The sequence below is a fragment of the Mesorhizobium sp. M1A.F.Ca.IN.022.06.1.1 genome (genome assembly GCF_003952605.1).
Classification (GTDB): domain Bacteria; phylum Pseudomonadota; class Alphaproteobacteria; order Rhizobiales; family Rhizobiaceae; genus Mesorhizobium.
The window spans coordinates 664,607-683,884 of sequence record NZ_CP034455.1 but is presented as its reverse complement, the minus strand read 5'-3'; the positions used below and the strand labels follow the sequence as shown (position 1 = coordinate 683,884).

At 65.3% G+C, this 19,278-nt stretch carries 19 protein-coding genes; 14 read left to right on the top strand and 5 right to left on the bottom strand.

What is annotated here, in order from left to right; translation table 11 throughout:
- Window positions 1-8: 8 nt before the first annotated feature.
- From EJ078_RS03430 to EJ078_RS03420, 3 genes are all read left to right on the top strand, one after another.
- Window positions 9-716, top strand: coding sequence for a hypothetical protein (locus tag EJ078_RS03430; protein ID WP_127217538.1), 708 nt, complete (start codon window positions 9-11; stop codon window positions 714-716).
- Window positions 637-978 (top strand): hypothetical protein, encoded by a 342-nt coding sequence (locus EJ078_RS03425; RefSeq protein WP_127326152.1) that lies wholly within the window; start codon window positions 637-639, stop codon window positions 976-978. Before EJ078_RS03430 ends, EJ078_RS03425 begins: the two co-directional genes overlap by 80 nt.
- A 277-nt stretch (window positions 979-1,255) precedes the next feature.
- Window positions 1,256-1,855 carry a DUF6456 domain-containing protein gene (locus EJ078_RS03420; RefSeq protein ID WP_095824565.1) on the top strand — a complete coding sequence of 200 codons (600 nt, stop codon included), beginning with the start codon at window positions 1,256-1,258 and terminating at the stop codon, window positions 1,853-1,855.
- 884 nt (window positions 1,856-2,739) lie between these two features.
- Here EJ078_RS03420 and EJ078_RS03415 read toward each other — a convergent pair.
- The gene (locus tag EJ078_RS03415; protein ID WP_127847239.1) at window positions 2,740-4,008 is read right to left on the bottom strand and encodes a DUF763 domain-containing protein; all 1,269 of its coding nucleotides are present in this window, start codon (window positions 4,006-4,008) and stop codon (window positions 2,740-2,742) included.
- 85 nt (window positions 4,009-4,093) lie between these two features.
- The gene (locus tag EJ078_RS03410; protein WP_127847238.1) at window positions 4,094-4,411 is read right to left on the bottom strand and encodes a hypothetical protein; all 318 of its coding nucleotides are present in this window, start codon (window positions 4,409-4,411) and stop codon (window positions 4,094-4,096) included.
- Between the two features lie 286 nt (window positions 4,412-4,697).
- Between EJ078_RS03410 and EJ078_RS03405 the strand changes: the two genes are divergently transcribed.
- Window positions 4,698-5,051 carry a cupin domain-containing protein gene (locus EJ078_RS03405; protein ID WP_127217550.1) on the top strand — a complete coding sequence of 118 codons (354 nt, stop codon included), beginning with the start codon at window positions 4,698-4,700 and terminating at the stop codon, window positions 5,049-5,051.
- A 256-nt stretch (window positions 5,052-5,307) separates the two neighbouring features.
- Here the strand turns inward: EJ078_RS03405 and EJ078_RS03400 are convergent, their stop codons facing one another.
- Window positions 5,308-7,320, bottom strand: a complete 2,013-nt coding sequence (locus EJ078_RS03400) for an acyltransferase family protein (RefSeq protein WP_245459095.1) — start codon at window positions 7,318-7,320, stop codon at window positions 5,308-5,310.
- Window positions 7,321-7,681: 361 nt separating this feature from the next.
- Here EJ078_RS03400 and EJ078_RS03395 point away from each other — a divergent pair, with 361 nt between their 5' ends.
- The 6 genes from EJ078_RS03395 to EJ078_RS03370 all read left to right on the top strand — a co-directional run bounded on the left by EJ078_RS03395 (window position 7,682) and on the right by EJ078_RS03370 (window position 12,701).
- Window positions 7,682-8,224: a hypothetical protein gene (locus tag EJ078_RS03395; RefSeq protein WP_066999535.1), complete on the top strand. Its 543-nt coding sequence runs from the start codon at window positions 7,682-7,684 to the stop codon at window positions 8,222-8,224.
- Between the two features lie 178 nt (window positions 8,225-8,402).
- Window positions 8,403-10,478, top strand: a complete 2,076-nt coding sequence (locus EJ078_RS03390) for an AI-2E family transporter (protein ID WP_095824563.1) — start codon at window positions 8,403-8,405, stop codon at window positions 10,476-10,478.
- A 400-nt stretch (window positions 10,479-10,878) separates the two neighbouring features.
- On the top strand, window positions 10,879-11,811 hold the full coding sequence (locus tag EJ078_RS03385) for a hypothetical protein (protein ID WP_095801433.1): 933 nt from the start codon (window positions 10,879-10,881) through the stop codon (window positions 11,809-11,811).
- Between the two features lie 156 nt (window positions 11,812-11,967).
- Window positions 11,968-12,060 (top strand): hypothetical protein, encoded by a 93-nt coding sequence (locus EJ078_RS03380; protein ID WP_082953784.1) that lies wholly within the window; start codon window positions 11,968-11,970, stop codon window positions 12,058-12,060.
- Window positions 12,061-12,162: 102 nt separating this feature from the next.
- A complete protein-coding gene (locus tag EJ078_RS03375; RefSeq protein ID WP_082953785.1) occupies window positions 12,163-12,255 on the top strand; it encodes a hypothetical protein in 93 nt (30 codons plus the stop codon).
- Window positions 12,256-12,563: 308 nt separating this feature from the next.
- Entirely contained in the window at window positions 12,564-12,701 is a 138-nt protein-coding gene (locus tag EJ078_RS03370) for a hypothetical protein (protein ID WP_156751039.1), read from the top strand.
- Between the two features lie 817 nt (window positions 12,702-13,518).
- Here EJ078_RS03370 and EJ078_RS03365 read toward each other — a convergent pair.
- A complete protein-coding gene (locus EJ078_RS03365; RefSeq protein WP_095801432.1) occupies window positions 13,519-14,412 on the bottom strand; it encodes a LysR family transcriptional regulator in 894 nt (297 codons plus the stop codon).
- 134 nt (window positions 14,413-14,546) lie between these two features.
- On the opposite strand from EJ078_RS03365, the gene EJ078_RS03360 reads away from it, so the two are divergent.
- Both EJ078_RS03360 and EJ078_RS30085 read left to right on the top strand, forming a co-directional pair.
- Entirely contained in the window at window positions 14,547-15,980 is a 1,434-nt protein-coding gene (locus tag EJ078_RS03360) for an MFS transporter (protein WP_245459093.1), read from the top strand.
- Between the two features lie 310 nt (window positions 15,981-16,290).
- Window positions 16,291-17,868 carry an alpha/beta hydrolase gene (locus EJ078_RS30085; protein WP_245459090.1) on the top strand — a complete coding sequence of 526 codons (1,578 nt, stop codon included), beginning with the start codon at window positions 16,291-16,293 and terminating at the stop codon, window positions 17,866-17,868.
- A 95-nt stretch (window positions 17,869-17,963) separates the two neighbouring features.
- On the opposite strand, the gene EJ078_RS03350 is transcribed toward EJ078_RS30085, so the two are convergent.
- The gene (locus EJ078_RS03350) at window positions 17,964-18,365 is read right to left on the bottom strand and encodes a low affinity iron permease family protein (RefSeq protein ID WP_095801430.1); all 402 of its coding nucleotides are present in this window, start codon (window positions 18,363-18,365) and stop codon (window positions 17,964-17,966) included.
- A 294-nt stretch (window positions 18,366-18,659) separates the two neighbouring features.
- On the opposite strand from EJ078_RS03350, the gene EJ078_RS03345 reads away from it, so the two are divergent.
- Window positions 18,660-18,851, top strand: coding sequence for a hypothetical protein (locus EJ078_RS03345; RefSeq protein WP_127217272.1), 192 nt, complete (start codon window positions 18,660-18,662; stop codon window positions 18,849-18,851).
- A 103-nt stretch (window positions 18,852-18,954) separates the two neighbouring features.
- Window positions 18,955-19,266, top strand: coding sequence for a hypothetical protein (locus EJ078_RS03340; protein WP_127217271.1), 312 nt, complete (start codon window positions 18,955-18,957; stop codon window positions 19,264-19,266).
- The last annotated feature ends 12 nt before the right edge of the window (window positions 19,267-19,278 follow it).

Sequence of the window (19,278 nt, the reverse complement as noted above, 5' to 3'; positions counted from 1 at the left end):
GCAATCCCATGAGCGGTACGACCTGGTCGAAGTTTTTCTGGTCGGATTGGGAGTCCGATCCAAATCTGCGCCTCTGCTCGCTGGCGGCCCAAGGCCTGTGGATGCGGATGCTCTGCATTGCCGCCGCGCACGAGCCGGTTGGCTATGTCGCCATCGCCGGCAAGGGGCTGGAGGAGGCGGCGCTCGCGCGCCTTGCCGGCTGCAGAGAAATGGAGCTGGGATGCCTGCTTGCCGAGCTCGAGCAGAACCGCGTCTTCTCGCGAGACCGGCATGGCCGCATCTACTCCCGGCGCATGATCGCGGATGCGCGTAAGGCGCGCGTGGTGCGCCGCAACGGCCTCAAGGGCGGCAACCCAAGCCTTTCGAAAGAAAGGGCGTTTTCGCGCTTGGATAAGCGGCGGGTTAAGTCAGGGGATAAGGGGGAGGATAAGCCCCAGAGTCCAGAATCCAAGAATCCAGAATCCAACAATCCAATAGCCATAGATCCATCGGGAGAAAACGCCCTGGCGTTTTCTTCCCGGGCTGCCGCTCCGCGGCAAAAGAACGAGAAATTATTTTCGGGCCGTTCAGCCGGACAGAACTGGCATCGCCGCAAGACACATGTCGATGCCGCCAACGCCATCATCGAGGAGATCAATGACCGCAGCCGAATTGCAGCAGGCGGCGAAAGCGCTGGCCGCGATGTTCAGTTGCTTCCCGCAATCCGCGCTCGCTGATCCCGAGATGCAGCTGCGCGGCTATCTCGCAGCCGTGCAGGATGCCGAGCTTGCCGATGTGCAAGCCGCGATCCAGCGCTTCATCCGCGGCGAGGCGAAGGTCGACAACGCCCAGTTCTGCCCGTCCAGCGCCCAGCTTTCGATCGAGGTGCGGGAACGGCGGCTGATGCGGGAGCTGTTGGCGAAGCGGGCGCTCATTTCTTCGCCGCCGCGAAGTGGGGGGTCCGAAGGACGGGCGAGACCCGTGGTTCGCCCCGGCTAGTCGCGCGGCGCAGCCGCGACGGAGGGGGAGCCGACAATGATCGATATGCCGGCGGGACAGCGCCCCCCTCTGTCCTGCCGGACATCTCCCCCACAAGGGGGAGATCAGACTTCGCCACCGCTTTCGCCAACCTCCACCCTCGCAGGTCTGAGCGGGGGCGCCCAAGCTGCCAATCTCCCCCAAGTGGGGGAGATGCCCGGCAGGGCAGAGGGGGGCGCGAAGGAACGCAGCCTCTCCCGTTGGCCACTCACACCACCCACCACAAAGGACACCGCCCATGCCCCGCAAAGCCGCCAAGAAACCGCAACCCCCGAAACTCCCCAAGGGCGAGGCCGAGCAGGTGCGCATCCGCCGCGAGATCGGCCATGATTTCGCGCTGAAGGCCGACGCCTTCGGCCGCCAGCGCCTCACCCCCGGCACGGCCGAGGCGCGCCGCGTCTACCAGGTGTCGAACGGCGGCTACACCTCGACCGGAGGCATCGTGCGCCTGCGCAATGTCGATCCGCTCACCGGCATCACATCGCTCACCCGCCAGCAACGCGAGGCGGGCCAGCGTTTTCGCGACGATTTCGAGCGCTCCGCCCGCGAGGGCCTGCAGCCGCAATCCTGGAGCGAGCGCGTCGACGGCGGCCGCCTCGGCGGCGGCGTGCCCGACCGCGTGCTCTCAGCCGGCCGCGCCCACGCCCACGCAGCGGCCGCGCTCGCCCACTGGGAGGTGGCGGAGGTGGTGCGCAAGATTTGCCTCGAAGGCCAGTCGGTGAAGGCCATCGCCGAACGCACCGGCGACGGGCGCGACGTGGTGGTCAAGCTGCTGAAGCTCGGGCTGGATTTGTTGGCGGTGCATTACGGGATGATGATGGGGAGGAAGGTAGGGTGAGGGGAAAGCGATGTGCCAAACTTGCGCCGGATCGAAAGCTGGTTATGTGACTATGCAACTGGAGTGACTGAATGCGTTTCATTAGACTTGTTTCCGGTTCAATGATGTTCATGATCGGCCGTCGCTGCAGTAATTGCGACCGTGTTTAACGCCCATCCTGTTCTCAACACCGCAATGTTGATGACACTGCTGTTTGTGCTTAAGGCGGCCTGGGGGCACCTGAAATCGAGCTGGCGATGACCGTTAATCCACTGATCTCCGGATTGAAGATGACCCGGCCAGCCGACCACGACCACCTCGCTTCGCAGTGACCATCCAGTCTAGAAGAGGCGGATGCGATTTACTGGTTCCGTCGGCTTGGCTCGTGGGGCCTGCTGGTTGTCGAGGAAGGCGCCGATCCAGCAACACCCTACCAGCTTATGGTTGCAAAGCCTATGCCACTGGGGCAGACGGGGTGAGAGCCGACGCCGGCGAAAGTTTGAAGTGGCTGAAACTGGCCGCTGAAGCTGGAAGCAGGAGGCGGCTGCGGCTCTCTCCCAATCCCAGCACTGATTAAACCACGTGCCGAAGGACAAATTCGCATTGTTATTCATTCCGACGATTCACTGCGAAGAGCGTATTGAAAGACGACCGCGCAAAAACTTCTGGCCTCGGCGCTGCCCCTCATCCGCCTGCCGGCACCTTCTCCCCGTATAGTGACGGGGAGAAGGGGATGGCCGCGACGCTGGCAGCTATTCCGCGACGTTGGCGGTTGGCGAAAGCGGCGGTGACAGCATCTTTCTCCCCGTCACTATACGGGGAGAAATGCCCGGCAGGGCAATGAGGGGCAGCGCCGATCGATGCGGTTATCTGCGCGCTTTGCGTGACGCCGTTTCAGCCGTGTCTCAAGCGCCTTTCTTCAGCGGCTTCGGGTCGCTATCAGGTGGTGGTTCCCACCCAAACACGCTCCGCCCTCCGAGCAAATGCGACTGGTCCATTTCCCCCGCGACGATCTCCTTCAGGCTCGGCCCCGTCACATAGCGCTCCATCCGGCGTGACTCCCCGTCCAGCCGCTTGAGCGCCTGCAGCTCTTCCTCGCGCCCGAGCCTGGCCTTGCTCACCGCCGATTTCAGCACCGAGATCGTCTCGTCATAGACCTTAAGCGGCACGGGGAAGGGGTGGCGGTCCTTGCCGCCGTGGGCGAGCGAGAAGCGCGCCGGGTCGGAGAAGCGGCAGGGCGCGCCGTGCACCACCTCGGAGACCATGGCGAGCGCGCGCACCGTGCGCGGGCCGACGCCGGGCACCAGCAGCAGTTCGGGAAAATCCTTCGGGCCGCTCTCGATCGCGGCGGCAATGTTGCCGTGCAGGCGGCGCATGACGATGTCGCTTTCGCGCACGTCGTGATGCGCCGGCATGACGAAGTTGGGCAGCAGCGGCTGCGCGGCCGGCTCGGGCGCTTCGGCTCGCGGCTCCAGCACGGCAAGCTCGCTCAGGATCTTTTCCGGGCTCATCGTCTTCAGAAGCGCGATCTGCCCACCGCGGGCTTTCTCCGCGCGGTGGTCGGTGAGGTTGACGATCTCGCCTTGGCGTTCGCCCTCGATCGCCGCATGCGGCTGGTCGACGAAGCTGGTCAGCCCCTCCGACAGCCAGTGGTAGCGGCGCGCCTGGCGGGCGTCGCCGTTCATGCCCTGCTGCACCACCACCCAGCGCCCGTCATCGCTGACGATGAAGCCGTGCAAATAGAGGTCGTAGCCGTCCTGCACGGCGGCGCTGTCCACCTTGGCGACCAGCCGGCTGGCAGTGGCAAGAGCTTGGCCGTCGAGGCCGACATGGTCGCCGATCGCCAGCAACTCGCCCGGCGTCTTGCGCGAGTGTGCGCCGCGCCCGCCGCAGACATGGATGCCAAGCTCGCCGGCCATCGGATTGAGGCCCCGCTTCAGCGCGCCGATGACCGAGGTGGTGATGCCGGAGGAATGCCAGTCCATGCCCATCACGGCGCCGAAGGACTGGAACCAGAAGGGATGGGCCAGGCGCCGCAAAAGCTCGTCGCGGCCATAATGATGGATGATGGCTTCGCACAGCACCGCGCCGAGCTTCGTCATGCGATCGCCCAGCCATTTCGGAACCCGCCCGCCATGCAGCGGCAGGTCGGCGCTGCCGCTTCGCTGCGTCACTTTTGCTTTCCTTATGAATGCCGGGCTTCTAGATGGCATTTTGGCGGGAATTTGCAAGGCGGCGCAACCGCAGCTCGCTGGTCGGTCAGCGCCGGCAGATGCGGATATTTTCGATGACGCGGTGGCCATGGCGCCAGTGCTTCACGATCTTGATCCGGCAATGATCGCGATAATACCGGTTATGATAGCGCACCACATAACGCTCGCGATAGGGAGTGTAGTAGTCGTCATCGTAGACGTGTCGGTAATAGCGGTGAGGGTAATGCCCGCCATAGTAGTCACCATAGTAATCGCCGTAGCTGGGGCCGACGCCGATGCCAAACTGAACGCTACCGGCACTCGCCGGCGCGATCGCAAACGCCGAGGCGATAGCGATCATCGAAGCAAGCAGAAGCTTTTTCATCGCTGCCTCCTTGAGGTTCGATGGTTGCCCCTTCAAGGCACAAACGGTTTCGGGACGGGTGGTGTTCCGAGAAAATTAGGCGGGGATCCTAAGGCCGAGCAAGGAGCGAAGCGGCGCCGAAGCTGACGATCTTCGCCCTTGCGGGGAAGGTCACGCTTTTGTTCGCCCCGCTGTTTTCGATCTTCGGCGTCGCCATATCGCCACCTGCTGTCGCCGTGCAGCGCGTGCGCGCGCGGCGTCGTCGTCTATTGCCACGTCCAGCCAATCCCAACCGCAGGAGCCTGCCATGACCAAGCCCACCATCCTGAAATTCGGCCCCATCGAGCATGGCGATGGCGGCGATCTGCCGGGCTGGATCGCGGTCGAGGGATCGCCGACCATGCAGACGACCGTCCAGCACACCAGCGAGGACGGCAAGGTAATGTCCGGCACCTGGCGCGCTTCGCCCGGCACCTATCACGCCACCTACACCGACTATGAATTCGTCCACATGATCGCCGGCCGCATCCTCATCACGCCCGATGGCGGCGAGCCGGTCGAGGCCGGCCCCGGCGACGCCTTCGTGGTCGAAGCCGATTTCAAGGGCACCTGGAAGATCCTCGAGCCGGTGACCAAGCATTTTGTGGTTGTGGCGGAGTAAGCAGAAGCTGCTGATCTCCCCCCGTGCGGGGGATGTCTGGCAGGACAGACGGGTGTGAAGGAACGCCGACGCTCGCACGGTCGCAATCCTCGGGCTTGACCCGAGGATCCATGCCGTGACCTTCGGCGTGAAGCGCTACGGTGCAGAATTCTGTTACTGCTGCAACGCTTTAGCGTCACGGCATGGATCCTAGGGTCTGCGCGCGTCGCTTCGCTCCTTGCTCGGCCCTAGGATCACGAACGACAGGGGCGGCGCCCTACCTTCCCACCTTCGAGATCACGCGCCTTTCCACCTCCGGTTCCAGCGATTCCGCGAATGGGGTCGCCAGATGGTGCTGGTCGCGGAAGGCGAGCTGGCCGTCGATGAAGACGTGGCAGGTTGTGGCGTTGCAGAAGCGGTCGGTGAGGTCGACGTAAGTGGCATTGGGCACGCTGGTGACGATCTCGCGCTCGACCGCCGCCATCTGGTCGTTGGCGGCATAGGCGCGGCTCTGGTCGCAGAGCGATGGCGCCTTGTCGCGCCACAGCGCGCGCGACACGCAGGTGTCGATGTTCTCGTCGTTGAACGGCACGTCGCGGATGAAGGCGATCTTCAGCCCGGCCTTGCTCAAGCTGGTTAGTGTCGAGCGCAGGCCGGCCCGCCATACGGCGTCCGGCGTGTCCGGCTCGCCCTTGCCCGCCGCCATCTTGCGCGAGGAGGTCAGCGCCAGTTCGGAGATCACCACCAGCGAAGGCCTGGCCGCGATGATCTCCTTGATCGCCTGTTCGCGCCACTGGTCGCATTCGCGGTAGTCGCGGTTGAGCTTCGTGACAAAGTAGGAAAACCGTGAGGGCCGGCACGAGCTCTTCAGCCAGGTCTCGACGCGGTAGCCGTTCTTCTTTCCTGCCTCGATCAGCGGTGTCGACCAGTGATCGGCGTGCGAATCGCCGAACAGCGCGATCACGCGCTGGCCATTGCCGAACACGCAGGGTTTCGGCGTTACCGTGTCGTAGCCCTCGACGCAGGCCTTGGCGCGCGCGGTGGCCGGCTCGGCCGCACTTGCCGCGATCGCGCGCTGCTCGGGGTCCTCGGCGCGCACGGCAAGCGCTGCGTTGCCGTAGGCGGCTGCGACGCCGGTGCCGGTCAGGAGGAGGGCCGGCACCAGCGCCCGCGCCGCATTGGCCATAAGCCAGCCATTGCGGCGGATTGGATTCTCGATGAAATGGTAGCTCAGCGCAGAGAGCGCCAACGTCAGCCCGAGGCAGGCGAAGCGTTGCGCAAAAGTCAGCTCCTCGACCAGCATGCCGGCGTAGAGGATCACCGGCCAGTGCCAGAGATAGAGCGAGTAGGAAACCTTTCCGATCCACTGCAAGGGCGGCAGCGCCAGGGCGGCATTTACGCAATTCGAGGAAAAGAGCCCCGCGGTTTTCCGTTCGAAATTGCGTGCAAGAATGCCGTCCCTGACGCCGGCCGCGCCCGCCAGCAAGAGAAGGACAGTACCGGCCACGGGCACGAGCGCCAGAAAACCGGGGAAGGGAGCCTCCTCGCTGAAGGTGAGGTAAGCGAAGGCAATGAGGACCAGCCCGCACAGGCTGAACGCCGTCCCGAGCCGCGGGCGGTTCTGGAGCAGCCATGCCGGCGCCATCGAAGCCAGCCCGCCGGCGGCGAATTCCCAGGCGCGCAGCGGCGAGAAGTAGAAGGCCCAGGGCTGCGAAATGGGGGTCAGCCAGGCGCAGACCGCGAAGGAGACCAGGCCGGCAATGCCGATCGCAAGCATGATCGTCCGCTTGCCGGGCTTCAGCCAGGCCGCCAGCATCAGCAGCGCCGGCCAGGCGAGGTAAAACTGCTCCTCCACCGACAGCGACCAGTAATGGATAAAGGGGTTGTTGGCGGCATCGCTGGCGAAATAGTCGAACGACCAGCGGATCAGCCACAGATTGATCATGTAGGCGGACGCGAACATCGCGCCCTTGGAATAGAGCGCCTGCTCCTCCGGCGACAGAATCAGCGTGCCGACGGCAAGCGTGGCGGCGATGACGAACAGCGCCACCGGCAGCAGCCGCCGCGCGCGTCGGGCATAAAAACGAAGGAGGTCGAGCCGGCCGGTGAGCGAAATCTCGCTGACCAGATGGCGGGTGATGAGGTAACCGGAGATGACGAAAAAGATGTCCACGCCGGCAAAGCCGCCGGGCAGGGCGGTGAAGCCGAAGTGGAAAGCGACAACGCCCGCCACGGCGAGCGCCCGCAACCCCTCAATATCGGGCCGGAAGTCCGGCGATGGTGCTGACACGAAGGCGAACCTCGCAACGGTCGTTCGTATCCCGCCTTGGGAAAGCCTCGCGCCTATGGGCTCATACCGCAATGCAACAAATCTAACGCAGTGCAACATAAAGGGAGGCGGCAGCAACGCCGGCGGCAGCCGACGCTTCGGCACGCCAGGGTCTGCGCGCCTCGTTTCGCCCAGGATGACGAAGGAGCTCAGCCGCCGGTTTCGCCAGCGTTCGAGAGCATGGAAGGACATTGGCGAACGCTAAAGGCAAATTGTCCGCCTGCAGGTAATCTGGTAGGATCAATGCACCGACGAACGGCTCTGGGACGCCGTGACGTCCGACATCATGCACAAAGACATCAACTCGAACCGGAGAACGGCCATGAAACGGCTTCTGACGGTCGCTGCGCTGTTGGCAGCGGGCAGTTTGATTGCGATGCAGGGCGCAGCTGCCGACGACGCTGCGCTGATCAAAAGCGCCGAGTCCGCCGCACCCGCCGCAGTGGCGAGTGGCGCTGCGGTCTACGCCATGGATGAAAAGGGGAACATGCGCACCCTGCGCGAGGGCAAGACCGGCTTCTGGTGCATGCCGGACAATCCGGCCTCGCCCGGTCCGGATCCGATGTGCGGCGATGCCAACTCGATGGAATGGGCGATGGCCTGGCTGGAAAAGAAGGAACCCCCCAAAGGCAAGGTCGGCTTCATGTATATGCTGTCCGGCGGCACCGACGGCAGCAATACCGATCCTTATGCGACGAAGCCCGAGGCAGGCAACAATTGGATCGAGACGGGGCCGCATGTGATGATCGTCAACGCGATGGACATGATGAAAGGCTATCCGACCGATGCCAAGCCCGACACGTCCAAGCCTTACGTGATGTGGCCGGGCACGCCCTACGCGCATCTCATGATCCCGGTAAAATAGCCGGGCACGAGCCTTCTGGTGCGGCGGCGAGCGCTTCAAATCTCCCCTTGTCCGCAAGGGGAGATTTGCATCAGCCGCTTCATCCTCCCTCCAACTGATCGCGCCTCGCAACCATCCTCCGATCCGCGCGTTGCACGCCGGCGAAAGCCAATCATGGCGGGCAGGGTGGAGACTCACGGTGGCGGATAATCGTCAGAACGGCACGCGCGAGCCGGAACCGGGGCTGGCGGGCCTGCTTGCTGCCTCGCGCAGCCATCCGCGCACGGCGCTGCCGACGGTCGCAACCGTCGTCGCGTCGGTTGCGGCGCTCTATTTCGGGCGCGAAGTGTTTTTGCCGATCGCAGTCGCGCTGCTGTTGACTTTCGCCATCGCGCCGCTCGTGTCGGCGTTGAAACGCGTCGGCATTCCGCGCCTGCCTGCCGTGATTGCCAGCGTTTTGGGCGCCTTTGCCGCGCTTGCGCTGTTCTCCTTCGTGGTGGCCACGCAGGTCAGCGACCTCGCCCAGAACATCCCCGTCTATCAGATCAACATCCTGACAAAGATCCGCGCGCTGAAGGAAAACGGGCTGGGCAACGGCATCATCTCGCGCTTGAGCGGCGTGATCGAGCGCGTCGGCCAGGAATTCGAGCGCCAGGAGCCGCAACTGCCGTCCGCCGCCCAGACGCCGAAGCGCGATCCGATCCCGGTCGAGATCGTCGCGCAGGAAAGGCCGCTCGAAGTGTTGCAAAAGGTCATCGAGCCGCTGCTCAGCCCGCTCGGCTCGGCCGGCCTTGTGGTCGTCGTCGTCATCTTCATGCTGATGGAGCGGGAGGATCTGCGCGACCGCTTCATCCGTCTCGTCGGCTATGGCGATCTCCACCGCACCACCCAGGCGCTGCAAGATGCCGGCAAGCGGGTCGGCCAGTATCTGTTGATGCAGCTGGTGGTGAACGTCATCTACGCCATCCCGATCACCATCGGCCTGTGGGTGCTGGGCATACCCAATGCGCTGCTTTGGGGCATGCTGGCGCTCGCCCTGCGCTTCGTTCCCTATATCGGGCCGATCATCGGCGCGCTGCTGCCGCTGTTCCTGGCGCTGGCGGTGGCGCCCGGCTGGTCGCTGCTTCTGTGGACCGGGGCACTGTTCATCGCCATGGAGCTGATCACCGGCAACGTCATCGAGCCATGGCTCTATGGCTCGCGCACCGGCCTCTCGCCGCTCGCCATCATCGTCGCGGCGATCTTCTGGACCTGGCTCTGGGGGCCGATCGGCCTGGTGCTGTCGACGCCGCTCACCGTCTGCCTCGTCGTCCTCGGCCGCCACGTTCCGCAGTTCGAGTTCCTCGACGTGCTGTTCGGCAACGAGCCGGTGCTCGAGCCTCATGCGCGTCTCTATCAGCGGCTGCTTGCCGCCGATCCGGACGAGGCGACCGACCACGCCGAGGAGATGCTCGAAGAAAAATACCTGTTCGAGTTCTACGACCAGGTGGCGATTCCGGCGCTGCTGCTTGGCGAGCAGGACCGCATGCGCGGCGTCATGGATGACGAACAGCGCAAACAGGTCGCAGCGAGCGCGCTGACGCTCGTCGCCAATCTGGACGCCAGCGCCCAGGAGGAAGCGGAGGAGGCGGAAGCCGAGGAGGAAGAGGACCAGCAGGCAGCCACTGCCTCGGCCGAGGCCTCGCCGGGCAAGGCAGCCTCAGCCAAGATCACCGCGGGCAAGGCTGCTGAAGGCAAGGCGAACGATCGGAAGGCCGGCGACGGCAAGGAGCCTCTATCCGAGGAGGTCGATCTTCCGGATGGCGTGGGCTTCTCCGTGCTTTGCGCCGGCGGGCGGGGCGAGCTCGACGACGCCGCCGCCGCGATGCTGGCGCAGGTGCTGGAGGTGCAGGGCGCCGAAGTGTCGAGAGCGAGTTTCATTGACCTCGAACCTGCCGGGATCCGCCGCCTCGACCTGAGCGGCGTCGATACGGTGGTGATCGGTTTCCTCAACCGCGACTCCACCAAGCACGCGCGCTTCATGGTGCGGCGGCTGAAGCGGCTGAAACCGCGTCTCAGGGTCGGCATCGTGTCCTGGTCGGAAATCGGCAACAGCGACGCCAAGGCCGCGGCCGAACTTGCCGCTGGGCTTAACGCCGATTTCGTCGCCCATGGCATGGTCAGCGCCGTGACGGGCGCCCTGTCGAGCGAGCCGCCGGTGATGCTGAAGCTTGCGCCGCAACGCCGGCCACGCCGCCGGCCGGCCCGCAAGAAGGAGCTGCAGGCGGCTGGATGAGGGAGGCGACTTTCCCCCTCAATTGACCGGCCCGAAGGCCCGCGCGAACCGCGCGGCTTTGCGATCCGCGCGGGCAGGCGCCGGCCCCGCCGGCGGCGCCACGCCCCAGCCCTCAGGCTGGCCGGGTGGCTGTCTGGTTCGGCCCTTGTCCGGCCGTTTCTGTTCTGCCTCGCCGATCCGGGCAGAAGCCCGGATCCTTCGGAGCGCGCTAGAAATGCAGGTCCAGTGCAGGCGGATGGCTTGGCCTGGATCGTCTTGCGGCGCTGCTGCGGAGCCGGCGGGACGGCTTGCTTGCTCCTGGTTGCACTGCCCAGTGAGCTTGCGGCGGCCGTGAAAGCATGATCTTCGCTCGAACAAGAGGCCAATCCCGATTCTGTCGGGACGGAACAGGTGCAGCCGGATGGCACTGAACATCGCGCAGAAGTTACGACTGACTTCGGTCGTGCTGGGAACCGCCAGCCGCAAGGATCTGGCGGCGGCGTTCCGAGCGGTCAATCCGAAGACGGCTTTCGATATCGGCCGCGCCGACAAATGGCTGCAAGGCCGCGCCCAGCCTCGCGAGCACAGCGTCTACGAAGACTGGGCGAAAGTGCTGCGCCTCGAGCGACCCGGCGCCTGGATCGCCGAGAGCGATCTGCCGAGCTTCACGGCCGCGATCGCGGCCCGGCACGGCATCGACGCGACGGAGCTCGAACGCCGCGCCCACGCGCAGGTCGAGGCCTCGCCCGGGCATGACGACAAGGGCACCGGGCTGGCGCTTGCCGGGACCTATGCCTGCTATTCGCGCGCCTGGTCGCCTTACTATCGCGGCCAACTCATCAGGGGCCGCCTGTCGATCGAGGCCGGACCCGGCGCGCATGCGTTCACCGCCACATATCGCGAGACATTGCCGACCGGGCAGTTGCAGCTCGGCGGGCCGGTCACGCCGGCAAAGCGCAGCCTCTACCTACATCTGAAGGAGGTGGGCGGCGAAGCGCAGTTCTTCCTTTGCCTGTTCCCGCAGACGCAGCCGGTGAGCGTGCTCGGCGGCTATATGGTCGGCACCGCCATCATCGGCCCGGAGGCGCAGCCCTCGCTGACAAGAATCCTGCTGGTGCGCCTGCGCGATGCGCCAGCCGCCGAGCAATGGGGCGGGTACCTGCCGCCGGGCACCTCGATCGCCGCCGATCTCGCGAGCCTCGGCATCGTCATGGAGCACCCGGAAGCGGTCGACCGGCAGCTCGGCCAGTTCCTCAGTGCCGACAGCGACGGCGGCGTCAACCAAATCCCGCCGTCCGAGTACCGCGCCATCCTCGACGTGTTCGACCGCCATTGGCTGCAGCACGCGGGCTAGGAACGAACCTCAGCAGGCTCGATGTTGCCGGCTCACCATAGCCTGCCCGCATTCGGTTGCAGCCGGCTCGCTTTGCACGCATCTCACGAAAACGTTTTTGACAAAACGGCACTTCCCTTGCGTCTTGAGGCGGCAAATTGGGCAAGGGGCATATCCATGAAGAAGATCTATGAGAAACCGGTGCTGGTGAAGCGCCAGAAGCTGTCGAGCGTCGTTGCCGGGTCGTCGGCCCCGCTCCCGCCGCGCTGACCTAAGCAACAGCCAGCAGGGCAAGCATTCCCGGGCTAAGCTTGACAGGGCGGCCGCATCGCGTTCACCTGCGCAGGTCGTTGACCCGCCCAGGAATGGACGATGAAGAAGACTTACGAAAAGCCGCGGCTGCAAAAGCGCGGCAGGCTGTCGGCCGCGACCGCCGCCGCGCCGTCGTCCGGCTTTACCTTCTGAGGCGAGCCAGGCCGCCCTGCGGCACTCCTTTGCGGCGGTCCGAGATCGGTCGAAACTATTGGCTTTGCCACGGCGCACCAATCGGCGTACCCTGCCGTATCGCTGGTAACCACCCACCGGACACCATTGGCGACTGAGAGACGTTGATCCGCGCTCCCATCTGAACAGGGAGAGCGGCATGCTCGAGAACAAGAATCCCCACTTGCCCGCGCGGGCACGCGGCCGCAGATTTCCAGGACCAACTGATAGAGGAGAGCAGAAGGGCGCTGATCCGCTCTTACGACCTGTTGCGTCGTACGGAGCGCCTGGTGAACGCTTCCGGCCGCAAGCTTGATGGTCGCTCCCCGGCGGCGCTCGCCCACGCGAAGCGTCTTCAGGTGGGAATTGCGATCAAGAAGACGTACAGCAAGCCGACGCTTGAAAAGCTGGCAACGGTTCGTCAGTAGCGGTCTGGGCACCCTTTCTGAGCCTCGTACGCGAAACCTCGCGCCGCTGCCGGCCAGGAGCGGGCGGTACACTACGCAAGTGCCCGCCCGTCCGGCGCCGCCGCCAAGCTGCTGAAACCCCGTCCGTCCCCAACAGCAACGGTCATGGCGTAACCAGTCACTGCGGATTGCCATTGGCCCGGCTGGCTGTCAACGTCGGCGGCGGCGCCTCCGGAACAGCGTTTTTTTCCGTTGTGCAATGCCGAAATCGGGCTGCCGCATTTCCGCGGTTGCCGCGCCGGCAGGCTCCGAAATGGCGGATTTCCGGGCTTTTCGGCCGTTGCGGCAAGCGACACGAATGTTGCCGCCTACACGTTTGAATAGGCTGGTTTTTCACTGGTTGAGGCGTTTTGAGGTCCGGTTCTCAACCTGACTTTTTTTGGGCGCATTTCGGCAACGCAGCATTGGCGGGCAAACGGCAGTGAATTACCCGTCGCGCTAGCGGTTTCGTCGCCCCTCAAAGACTGCGGAGAGGAACGCTGCCGCTCTGTGAACCGCTTCATGATGCGCACATGCAGGGATGCTAAAATTCGCCATCCGATGAGGGTGGGCGATCGGTTGCTCGAAGTGTCCCGGCGCAGGTCCTGGCCGGCAGATCGGGCAGAGGTGCTCGCGCAGCGACGGAGCGGGGGTTCTTGTTGGGCGTCCCTCCGCTCCGTCCCGGCGTCGCCAAGGAACCTGTCTCCACACTTTGTTGGGGCCAAAATCTGGTCTGTCGGCGCGGCGTTCCTTCGCGCCCCGCCTGCGTCCCGGTCGCCGCGAAAGGAGATCGGCTGTCTCAACGCCCTCCGCAGATCTCCCTCACCAGGCCCCGCAGCCAGCGATGCGCGGGGTCGGCGTCGAGGCGCGGGTGCCATAGCAGCGAAATGGTGAGCCCGGCGAGCTTCACCGGCAATGCGAAGGTGAGCAGGCCTTCGCGCAGCTTGCCGGTATAGCGCTCGGGCACCGTGGCGATGAGATCGGAGCCGCGCGCCAGCGCCAGCGCTTCCGCGAAGCCGCCGACCACGGTGGCGATTGTCCGCGTCAGCCCGGCGAGTTCCAGCGCGTCGTCGATAGGCCCGCGATCCAGCCCGCGGCGCGAGATCAATATATGCCGGCCGGCGGCGAAGCGGGCGGCGGTGATCTTGCCGTCGCACAGCGGATGGCCGCTGCGCACCACGCCGACGAAACGGTCGCGGAACAGCGCCTGCGCCCGCACCTCGGGGCCGGTCGAGCCGCCGATAACGCCGGTCTCGAGATCGACACTGCCTTCGCGCATCGGCGCGCTGTCCTTGTCGGGCTTCGGCACGAAGCGCAGCTGCACGCCCGGCGCTTCCTCCGCGACGCGCGCGAGAAGGGAAGGGCCGAAATTTTCCACAAAACCATCGCTGTTGCGCAGCGTGAAACTGCGCGTAAGCCGCTTCAGATCAAGGCGTTCGGCGGGGCGCAGCACAGCCTCCGCCTCCTTCACCAGCCGGCCGACATCCGTCCCGAGCTCGATGGCGCGCGGCGTCGGCACCAGGCCGCGCCCGGCGCGGACCAGAAGCGGATCGCCGGTCACCTCGCGCAGTCTTGCGAGCGCGCGGCTCATTGCCGACGGGCTGAGCTTCAGCCGCTGCGCGGCTTTCGCGACACTGCCTTCGGCGATGAGCACGTCCAGCGTGACGAGCAGGTTGAGATCGGGTCGGGACATGGCGCGATCTTAGCACGTCCTCGATGCAGTGATATGGCGTTTCATGCACTATTCGAGTGCAAATGCTGCGCGTTCCGCCGCATCGGCCAGGCACCTATTCTCCCGGCAAGTTCCACCCGAGCCGGAGAAGAACCATGGCCGATATCGCAGATCCACGCACCGTTCCCGCAAGCCGCTCGGCAAGCGGCGCGCTGGCCAGCCTGTCGCTGGCGATGCTTTTGTCCTCGCTCAGCACCAGCATCGCCAATGTCGCGCTGCCGACGCTGAGCACCGCCTTCGCCGCATCTTTCCAGGCGGTGCAATGGGTGGTGCTTGCCTATCTGCTTGTCATCACCGCGCTCATCGTCAGCGTCGGGCGTCTTGGCGATCTCGTCGGCCGCCGGCTGCTGCTGGTCGCCGGTCTTGGCCTGTTCAGCGCCGCGTCGCTGGCGGCCGCGCTTGCGCCGTCGCTGCCGCTGCTGGTCGCCGCCCGCGCCGCTCAAGGCCTCGGCGCCGCGGTGATGATGGCGCTGACCATGGCCTTGGTCGGCACGACGATGCCGAAAGTGCGCACCGGCAGCGCCATGGGCCTGCTCGGCACCATGTCCGCGATCGGCACCGCGCTTGGGCCGTCGCTTGGCGGCGTGCTGATCGCTTCCCTCGGCTGGCGCGCGATCTTCCTCGTCACTGCCGGGCTGGGTGTCGTGGCGATGATCCTCGCCCGGCGCTTCCTGCCGGGCGATCAAACCGCGACGTTCCTCCGCAATGAGGCGCAGGGCGTTGGCCCGCGCTTCGACGCGCTGGGCACACTGCTGCTTGCCTTGACGCTCGCCGCCTATGCGCTGGCGATGACGACAGGACGCGGCCATTTCGGCGGCACGAACATCGCGCTGCTCGGCATGGCCGGTCTCGGCGCCGCTCTGTTCCTCTATGCGCAGCGGAGAGTGGCGTCGCCTCTGGTCAAACCAGCGCTGTTCAGCGATCCGGTGCTGGCGCCGAGCCTTGCCATGAACGGGCTGGTCTCCACCGTGATGATGGCGACGCTTGTCGTCGGGCCCTTCTTCCTGTCGCGCGCGCTGGGCCTGGGCGAAGCGCAGGTCGGCGCCGTGCTGTCGATCGGCCCGGTCGTCTCGGCGCTGTGCGGCGTGATTGCCGGCCGTATCGTCGATCGCCTGGGCGCGTCCGCCATGGTCGTTGCCGGGCTGGTGCTGATGACCATCGGCTGCGCCGCGCTCACTCTGCTGCCGGCGCTGTTCGGCATCGCCGGCTACGCGGCGGCGATCATGCTGTTGACGCCCGGCTATCAGCTCTTTCAGGCGGCGAACAACACCGCCGTCATGGCCGATGTCGATAAGAACGAGCGCGGCGTGGTCTCGGGCATGCTCAGCCTGTCGCGCAATCTCGGCCTGATCACCGGCACGGCGGTGATGGGCGCGGTGTTTGCCTTCGCAGTGGGCACTGGCGAGATCGGCGCCGCGACACCGGAAGCAGTCGCGGGCGGGATGGGGTTTGCGTTCGCAGTGGCGGCGGGTTTGGTCGCCCTGGCGGTGGCAATTGCGTTGGTTGGAGGTTTGCGAAAGCGTCGGTGACATCCAATCTCCCCCCTTGCGGGGGAGATGTCCGGCAGGACAGAGGGGGGTCGTCTCACTTGGATTGCCAACGCCGTCTGATGTCGGGGGGAGCGCTGGCGCTTCACGCGAAGCGCCCCCTCTGTCACCTTCGGCGACAGCTCCCCTCGAAGGGAGAGTACGCATCGCCGCCAATGTAACCCATTGCACATTCCCCGCGCCCGTCTTGCCGTATCGGCTTCCGTAAATTAGCCGATTTTGATATTCCGTTGCGGTCTTCTCCCGCCGCATCGACGAGGAGCCAGATGGCAGTGGAAGGGTGCCCGGCCGGATGACCGACGCTCCGCATAAGGGGCTGCTGGACCTGTGCGTGCTCGGCGACTTCCAGGTGGTCCGCGACGGCGCGCTGCTCGACCTGCCGCCGTCGCGCAAGACGAGAGCCTTGCTTGCCTATCTCGCCGTCACCGGCAAGGCGCATCAGCGCGAGCGGCTCTGCGAAATCTTCTGGGACATTCCCGACGATCCGCGCGGCGCCTTGCGCTGGAGCCTGTCCAAGATCCGCCAGGTGCTTGGCGACGACGAACCCGCTCTGGTCGCCGACCGCAACACTGTCTCGCTGAAACTTGGCACGGACTATGCCCGGCTGCTGCCGCTGGTGAAGGCCGATCTTTCCATGGCGTCCACGGAAGAGCTGGAGGCCGCGGCCGGTTCGATCCGCGGCGATTTCCTTGCCGATCTTTCGCTTGAACGCTGCTTCGAATACGAGGCCTGGCGCGCGGGCGTCGCCAGCGAGGTCGAGATCGCCGAGCTCGGCATGTTGCGCGAGCTGATCGAGCGCCTGGCCGGCGAGCCGAGGCGTGCGCTGCCGCTTGCCAGGCGCCTGCGCCGGCTGCTGCCGGAGGATATCGGCCTGGCGGAAGAGATCGCGGCGCTGGAAGAGAAGGTGAGGGCGGCAGCCGCCCAGCCGACGGGACGCTCCGCGCAACGCGGCGCCACGGACGTGGCCCAGATGCAATCACCTTCCACTCAGCTTGCCAACCGCCCGACGCCCGCGCAGGATCCCGGCCGCGCCGTCCATTTCTGCCGGGCTCGCGACGGCACAAGGCTTGCTTTTGCCAAGACCGGCAGCGGCCCGCCCATCCTGCGCGCCGCGCATTGGATGTCGCATCTGACCTTCGACTGGGACAGCCCGATCTGGCGGCACTGGATGAGGGAACTGTCACGCCGGAACCAGTTGGTGCGCTACGACGAGCGCTGCAATGGCCTGTCGCAACGCCACGTGGCCGACGTCTCGTTCGACACGATGGTGTCGGATCTCGAATGCGTCGTCGAGGCCGCGGGGCTCGATCGCTTCACGCTTCTTGGTCTGTCGCAGAGCTGCGCGGTTTCGATCGCCTATGCCATACGCCACCCCGAGAAAGTCTCGGGCATGATCCTCTACGGCGGCTACGTCAAAGGCTGGCGGGCGCGCGGCGACCCCGGCGAGATCGCCACGCGCGAGGCCGTATCGACGCTGATGCGCGAGAGCTGGGGCAAGTCGAACCCGATGTTCCGCCAAGCCTTCTGCTCCATGTTCATCCCCGGCGCCACGCACGAACATTTCGCCTGGATGGACGATCTGATGCGGCGCACGGTTTTGCCGGACGACGCCTGGCGCCTGCAGACCGCCTTTTCCGTGATCGATGTCAGCGAGCTGCTCGAAAAAGTGCGAGTGCCGACCCTGGTGCTGCACGCGCGGGAAGACAATGTTGCCCCGGTCGAGTCCGGCCGCACCATGGCGGCAGGCATTCCCGGCGCCAGCTTCCTCGAGCTGGAAAGCCAAAACCACATCCTGCTTGAGGGCGAGCCGGCCTTCGACGAGTTCGTCGCCCACGTCCGGGCCTTCGTCGCCGGTACAGCAGGTTCCTAGGAAATCTCCTACCGCGATCGCGTAATTTAATCTTGGCGTGGGACGCCTATCTTTGGGTGGCGGCGGTGCCCATTCCGCCCCCTTCGGCCGGTGCTTCAGCTACCCCAACGCCCCCCGCCCGCTGCGGCACCGGCCTCATTCGTCTCGTTCTGCGATGCCGCCTCGGCCGAGCCGGCTTCCGCTTCGCGCTCCAGCTCGACCAGCTTCGACTTGATCTCTTGCGTGTCCGCATGCTCGAGCCCAACCACGTCATTGCGTGTCTGCCGCAGCGCGATCACGATCTCGTCGAGTTTGGCGTGGATGGCCGCCGTGTCCCGGTACCCCTGGATAAGCACGATCCCCGTGATGATGATGGCCGCTGCCGACAGCGCATAGGTCACCGTGTTGGTAAGTCCGAAGGGTACGAGCAAGGTGCACGCAACCATCGCGATAACCATCGCATAGAAGCCGGGCGGCCTAGACAGAAAATCGGCGAGGATGAAGAGGAGCCGATTCATGGGCGACGCTATGAAAGCAGGAACCCGGCTATCAGCACGGTGAGGACCATCGAGGCCGGCACGGCAAGCAGCCAGCGAGCCTCCAGGACACTGTTGGTAGGGTCTTCCATATTTATCCTCCCATCGGCGAATTGCTTGCCGGCAAACGGCGACCAAGAGCGTTCGTTCCACTCATCGGCCAACCGTCCGAAGCGCCGTCGGACTGAAGTCCGGAAAGCAAAGAAGAGGATCGACCGCCGCAACCTAAGTCATGCTTCCGCATTTCTGACGCGCCATTGCATCGGGAGGCGATATATGACCGACGGACTCGCGGACGATCTGGAAGACCAGCCCTATGAAACAGCGTCCTTCGCCAGCAAATACGGGCTCTCCGACAAGCTTGCCAAGGCCATGTTGATCGCGAACGGACCGTCGCGACGCGCCTGCGACGCCGCGGCGAGCACTTACCTCAGATATGTTGCGCTGCGGCGCGAACACCCGAAATGACCTTCGCTGCGTTGCTGCCGGGCAGCCCGATCCAGGCCGGAACCAAACAGCCCGGCAGGGGTTTATCCGGCGAAGGGACGCTCCACCAGCCAGGAATATTGCAATGAAAACAGTGCTTCTCGCAGCGTTGGCGCTTTGCGTCGCGGCACCCGCCGTCGCATCCGCCGCCGAGGCCGATGTGGTCATCACGACGCATCACAGGCACCATTACCATCACCGTCCCGCCATCGTCATAAATGAGGAAGGCCACCGCCTTCATCATCGCCATCACGGCACCGTCGCATTCTATGACAACGGCCGCCGCGCCTGGCGTCGCCATCACCGCTCGGATACCGTCGTCGTCACGAGCTCAGTCGAGCGCCATCACCGCTACCACCGTCGTCCGGTCACCGTCGAAAGCGACACCGACTATTGACCGCTATCGGCC

Bases quoted from the DNA above. Each gene is read 5' to 3' on its own strand.
- EJ078_RS03365 (WP_095801432.1), bottom strand. From the start codon at position 14,412: ATGTCCCGACCCGATCTCAACCTGCTCGTCACGCTGGACGTGCTCATC.
- EJ078_RS03340 (WP_127217271.1), top strand. From the start codon at position 18,955: ATGAAAACAGTGCTTCTCGCAGCGTTGGCGCTTTGCGTCGCGGCACCC.
- EJ078_RS03405 (WP_127217550.1), top strand. From the start codon at position 4,698: ATGACCAAGCCCACCATCCTGAAATTCGGCCCCATCGAGCATGGCGAT.
- EJ078_RS30085 (WP_245459090.1), top strand. From the start codon at position 16,291: ATGACCGACGCTCCGCATAAGGGGCTGCTGGACCTGTGCGTGCTCGGC.
- EJ078_RS03380 (WP_082953784.1), top strand. From the start codon at position 11,968: ATGAAGAAGATCTATGAGAAACCGGTGCTGGTGAAGCGCCAGAAGCTG.
- EJ078_RS03345 (WP_127217272.1), top strand. From the start codon at position 18,660: ATGACCGACGGACTCGCGGACGATCTGGAAGACCAGCCCTATGAAACA.
- EJ078_RS03430 (WP_127217538.1), top strand. From the start codon at position 9: ATGAGCGGTACGACCTGGTCGAAGTTTTTCTGGTCGGATTGGGAGTCC.
- EJ078_RS03420 (WP_095824565.1), top strand. From the start codon at position 1,256: ATGCCCCGCAAAGCCGCCAAGAAACCGCAACCCCCGAAACTCCCCAAG.
- EJ078_RS03350 (WP_095801430.1), bottom strand. From the start codon at position 18,365: ATGAATCGGCTCCTCTTCATCCTCGCCGATTTTCTGTCTAGGCCGCCC.
- EJ078_RS03410 (WP_127847238.1), bottom strand. From the start codon at position 4,411: ATGAAAAAGCTTCTGCTTGCTTCGATGATCGCTATCGCCTCGGCGTTT.
- EJ078_RS03375 (WP_082953785.1), top strand. From the start codon at position 12,163: ATGAAGAAGACTTACGAAAAGCCGCGGCTGCAAAAGCGCGGCAGGCTG.
- EJ078_RS03360 (WP_245459093.1), top strand. From the start codon at position 14,547: ATGGCCGATATCGCAGATCCACGCACCGTTCCCGCAAGCCGCTCGGCA.
- EJ078_RS03425 (WP_127326152.1), top strand. From the start codon at position 637: ATGACCGCAGCCGAATTGCAGCAGGCGGCGAAAGCGCTGGCCGCGATG.
- EJ078_RS03395 (WP_066999535.1), top strand. From the start codon at position 7,682: ATGAAACGGCTTCTGACGGTCGCTGCGCTGTTGGCAGCGGGCAGTTTG.
- EJ078_RS03385 (WP_095801433.1), top strand. From the start codon at position 10,879: ATGGCACTGAACATCGCGCAGAAGTTACGACTGACTTCGGTCGTGCTG.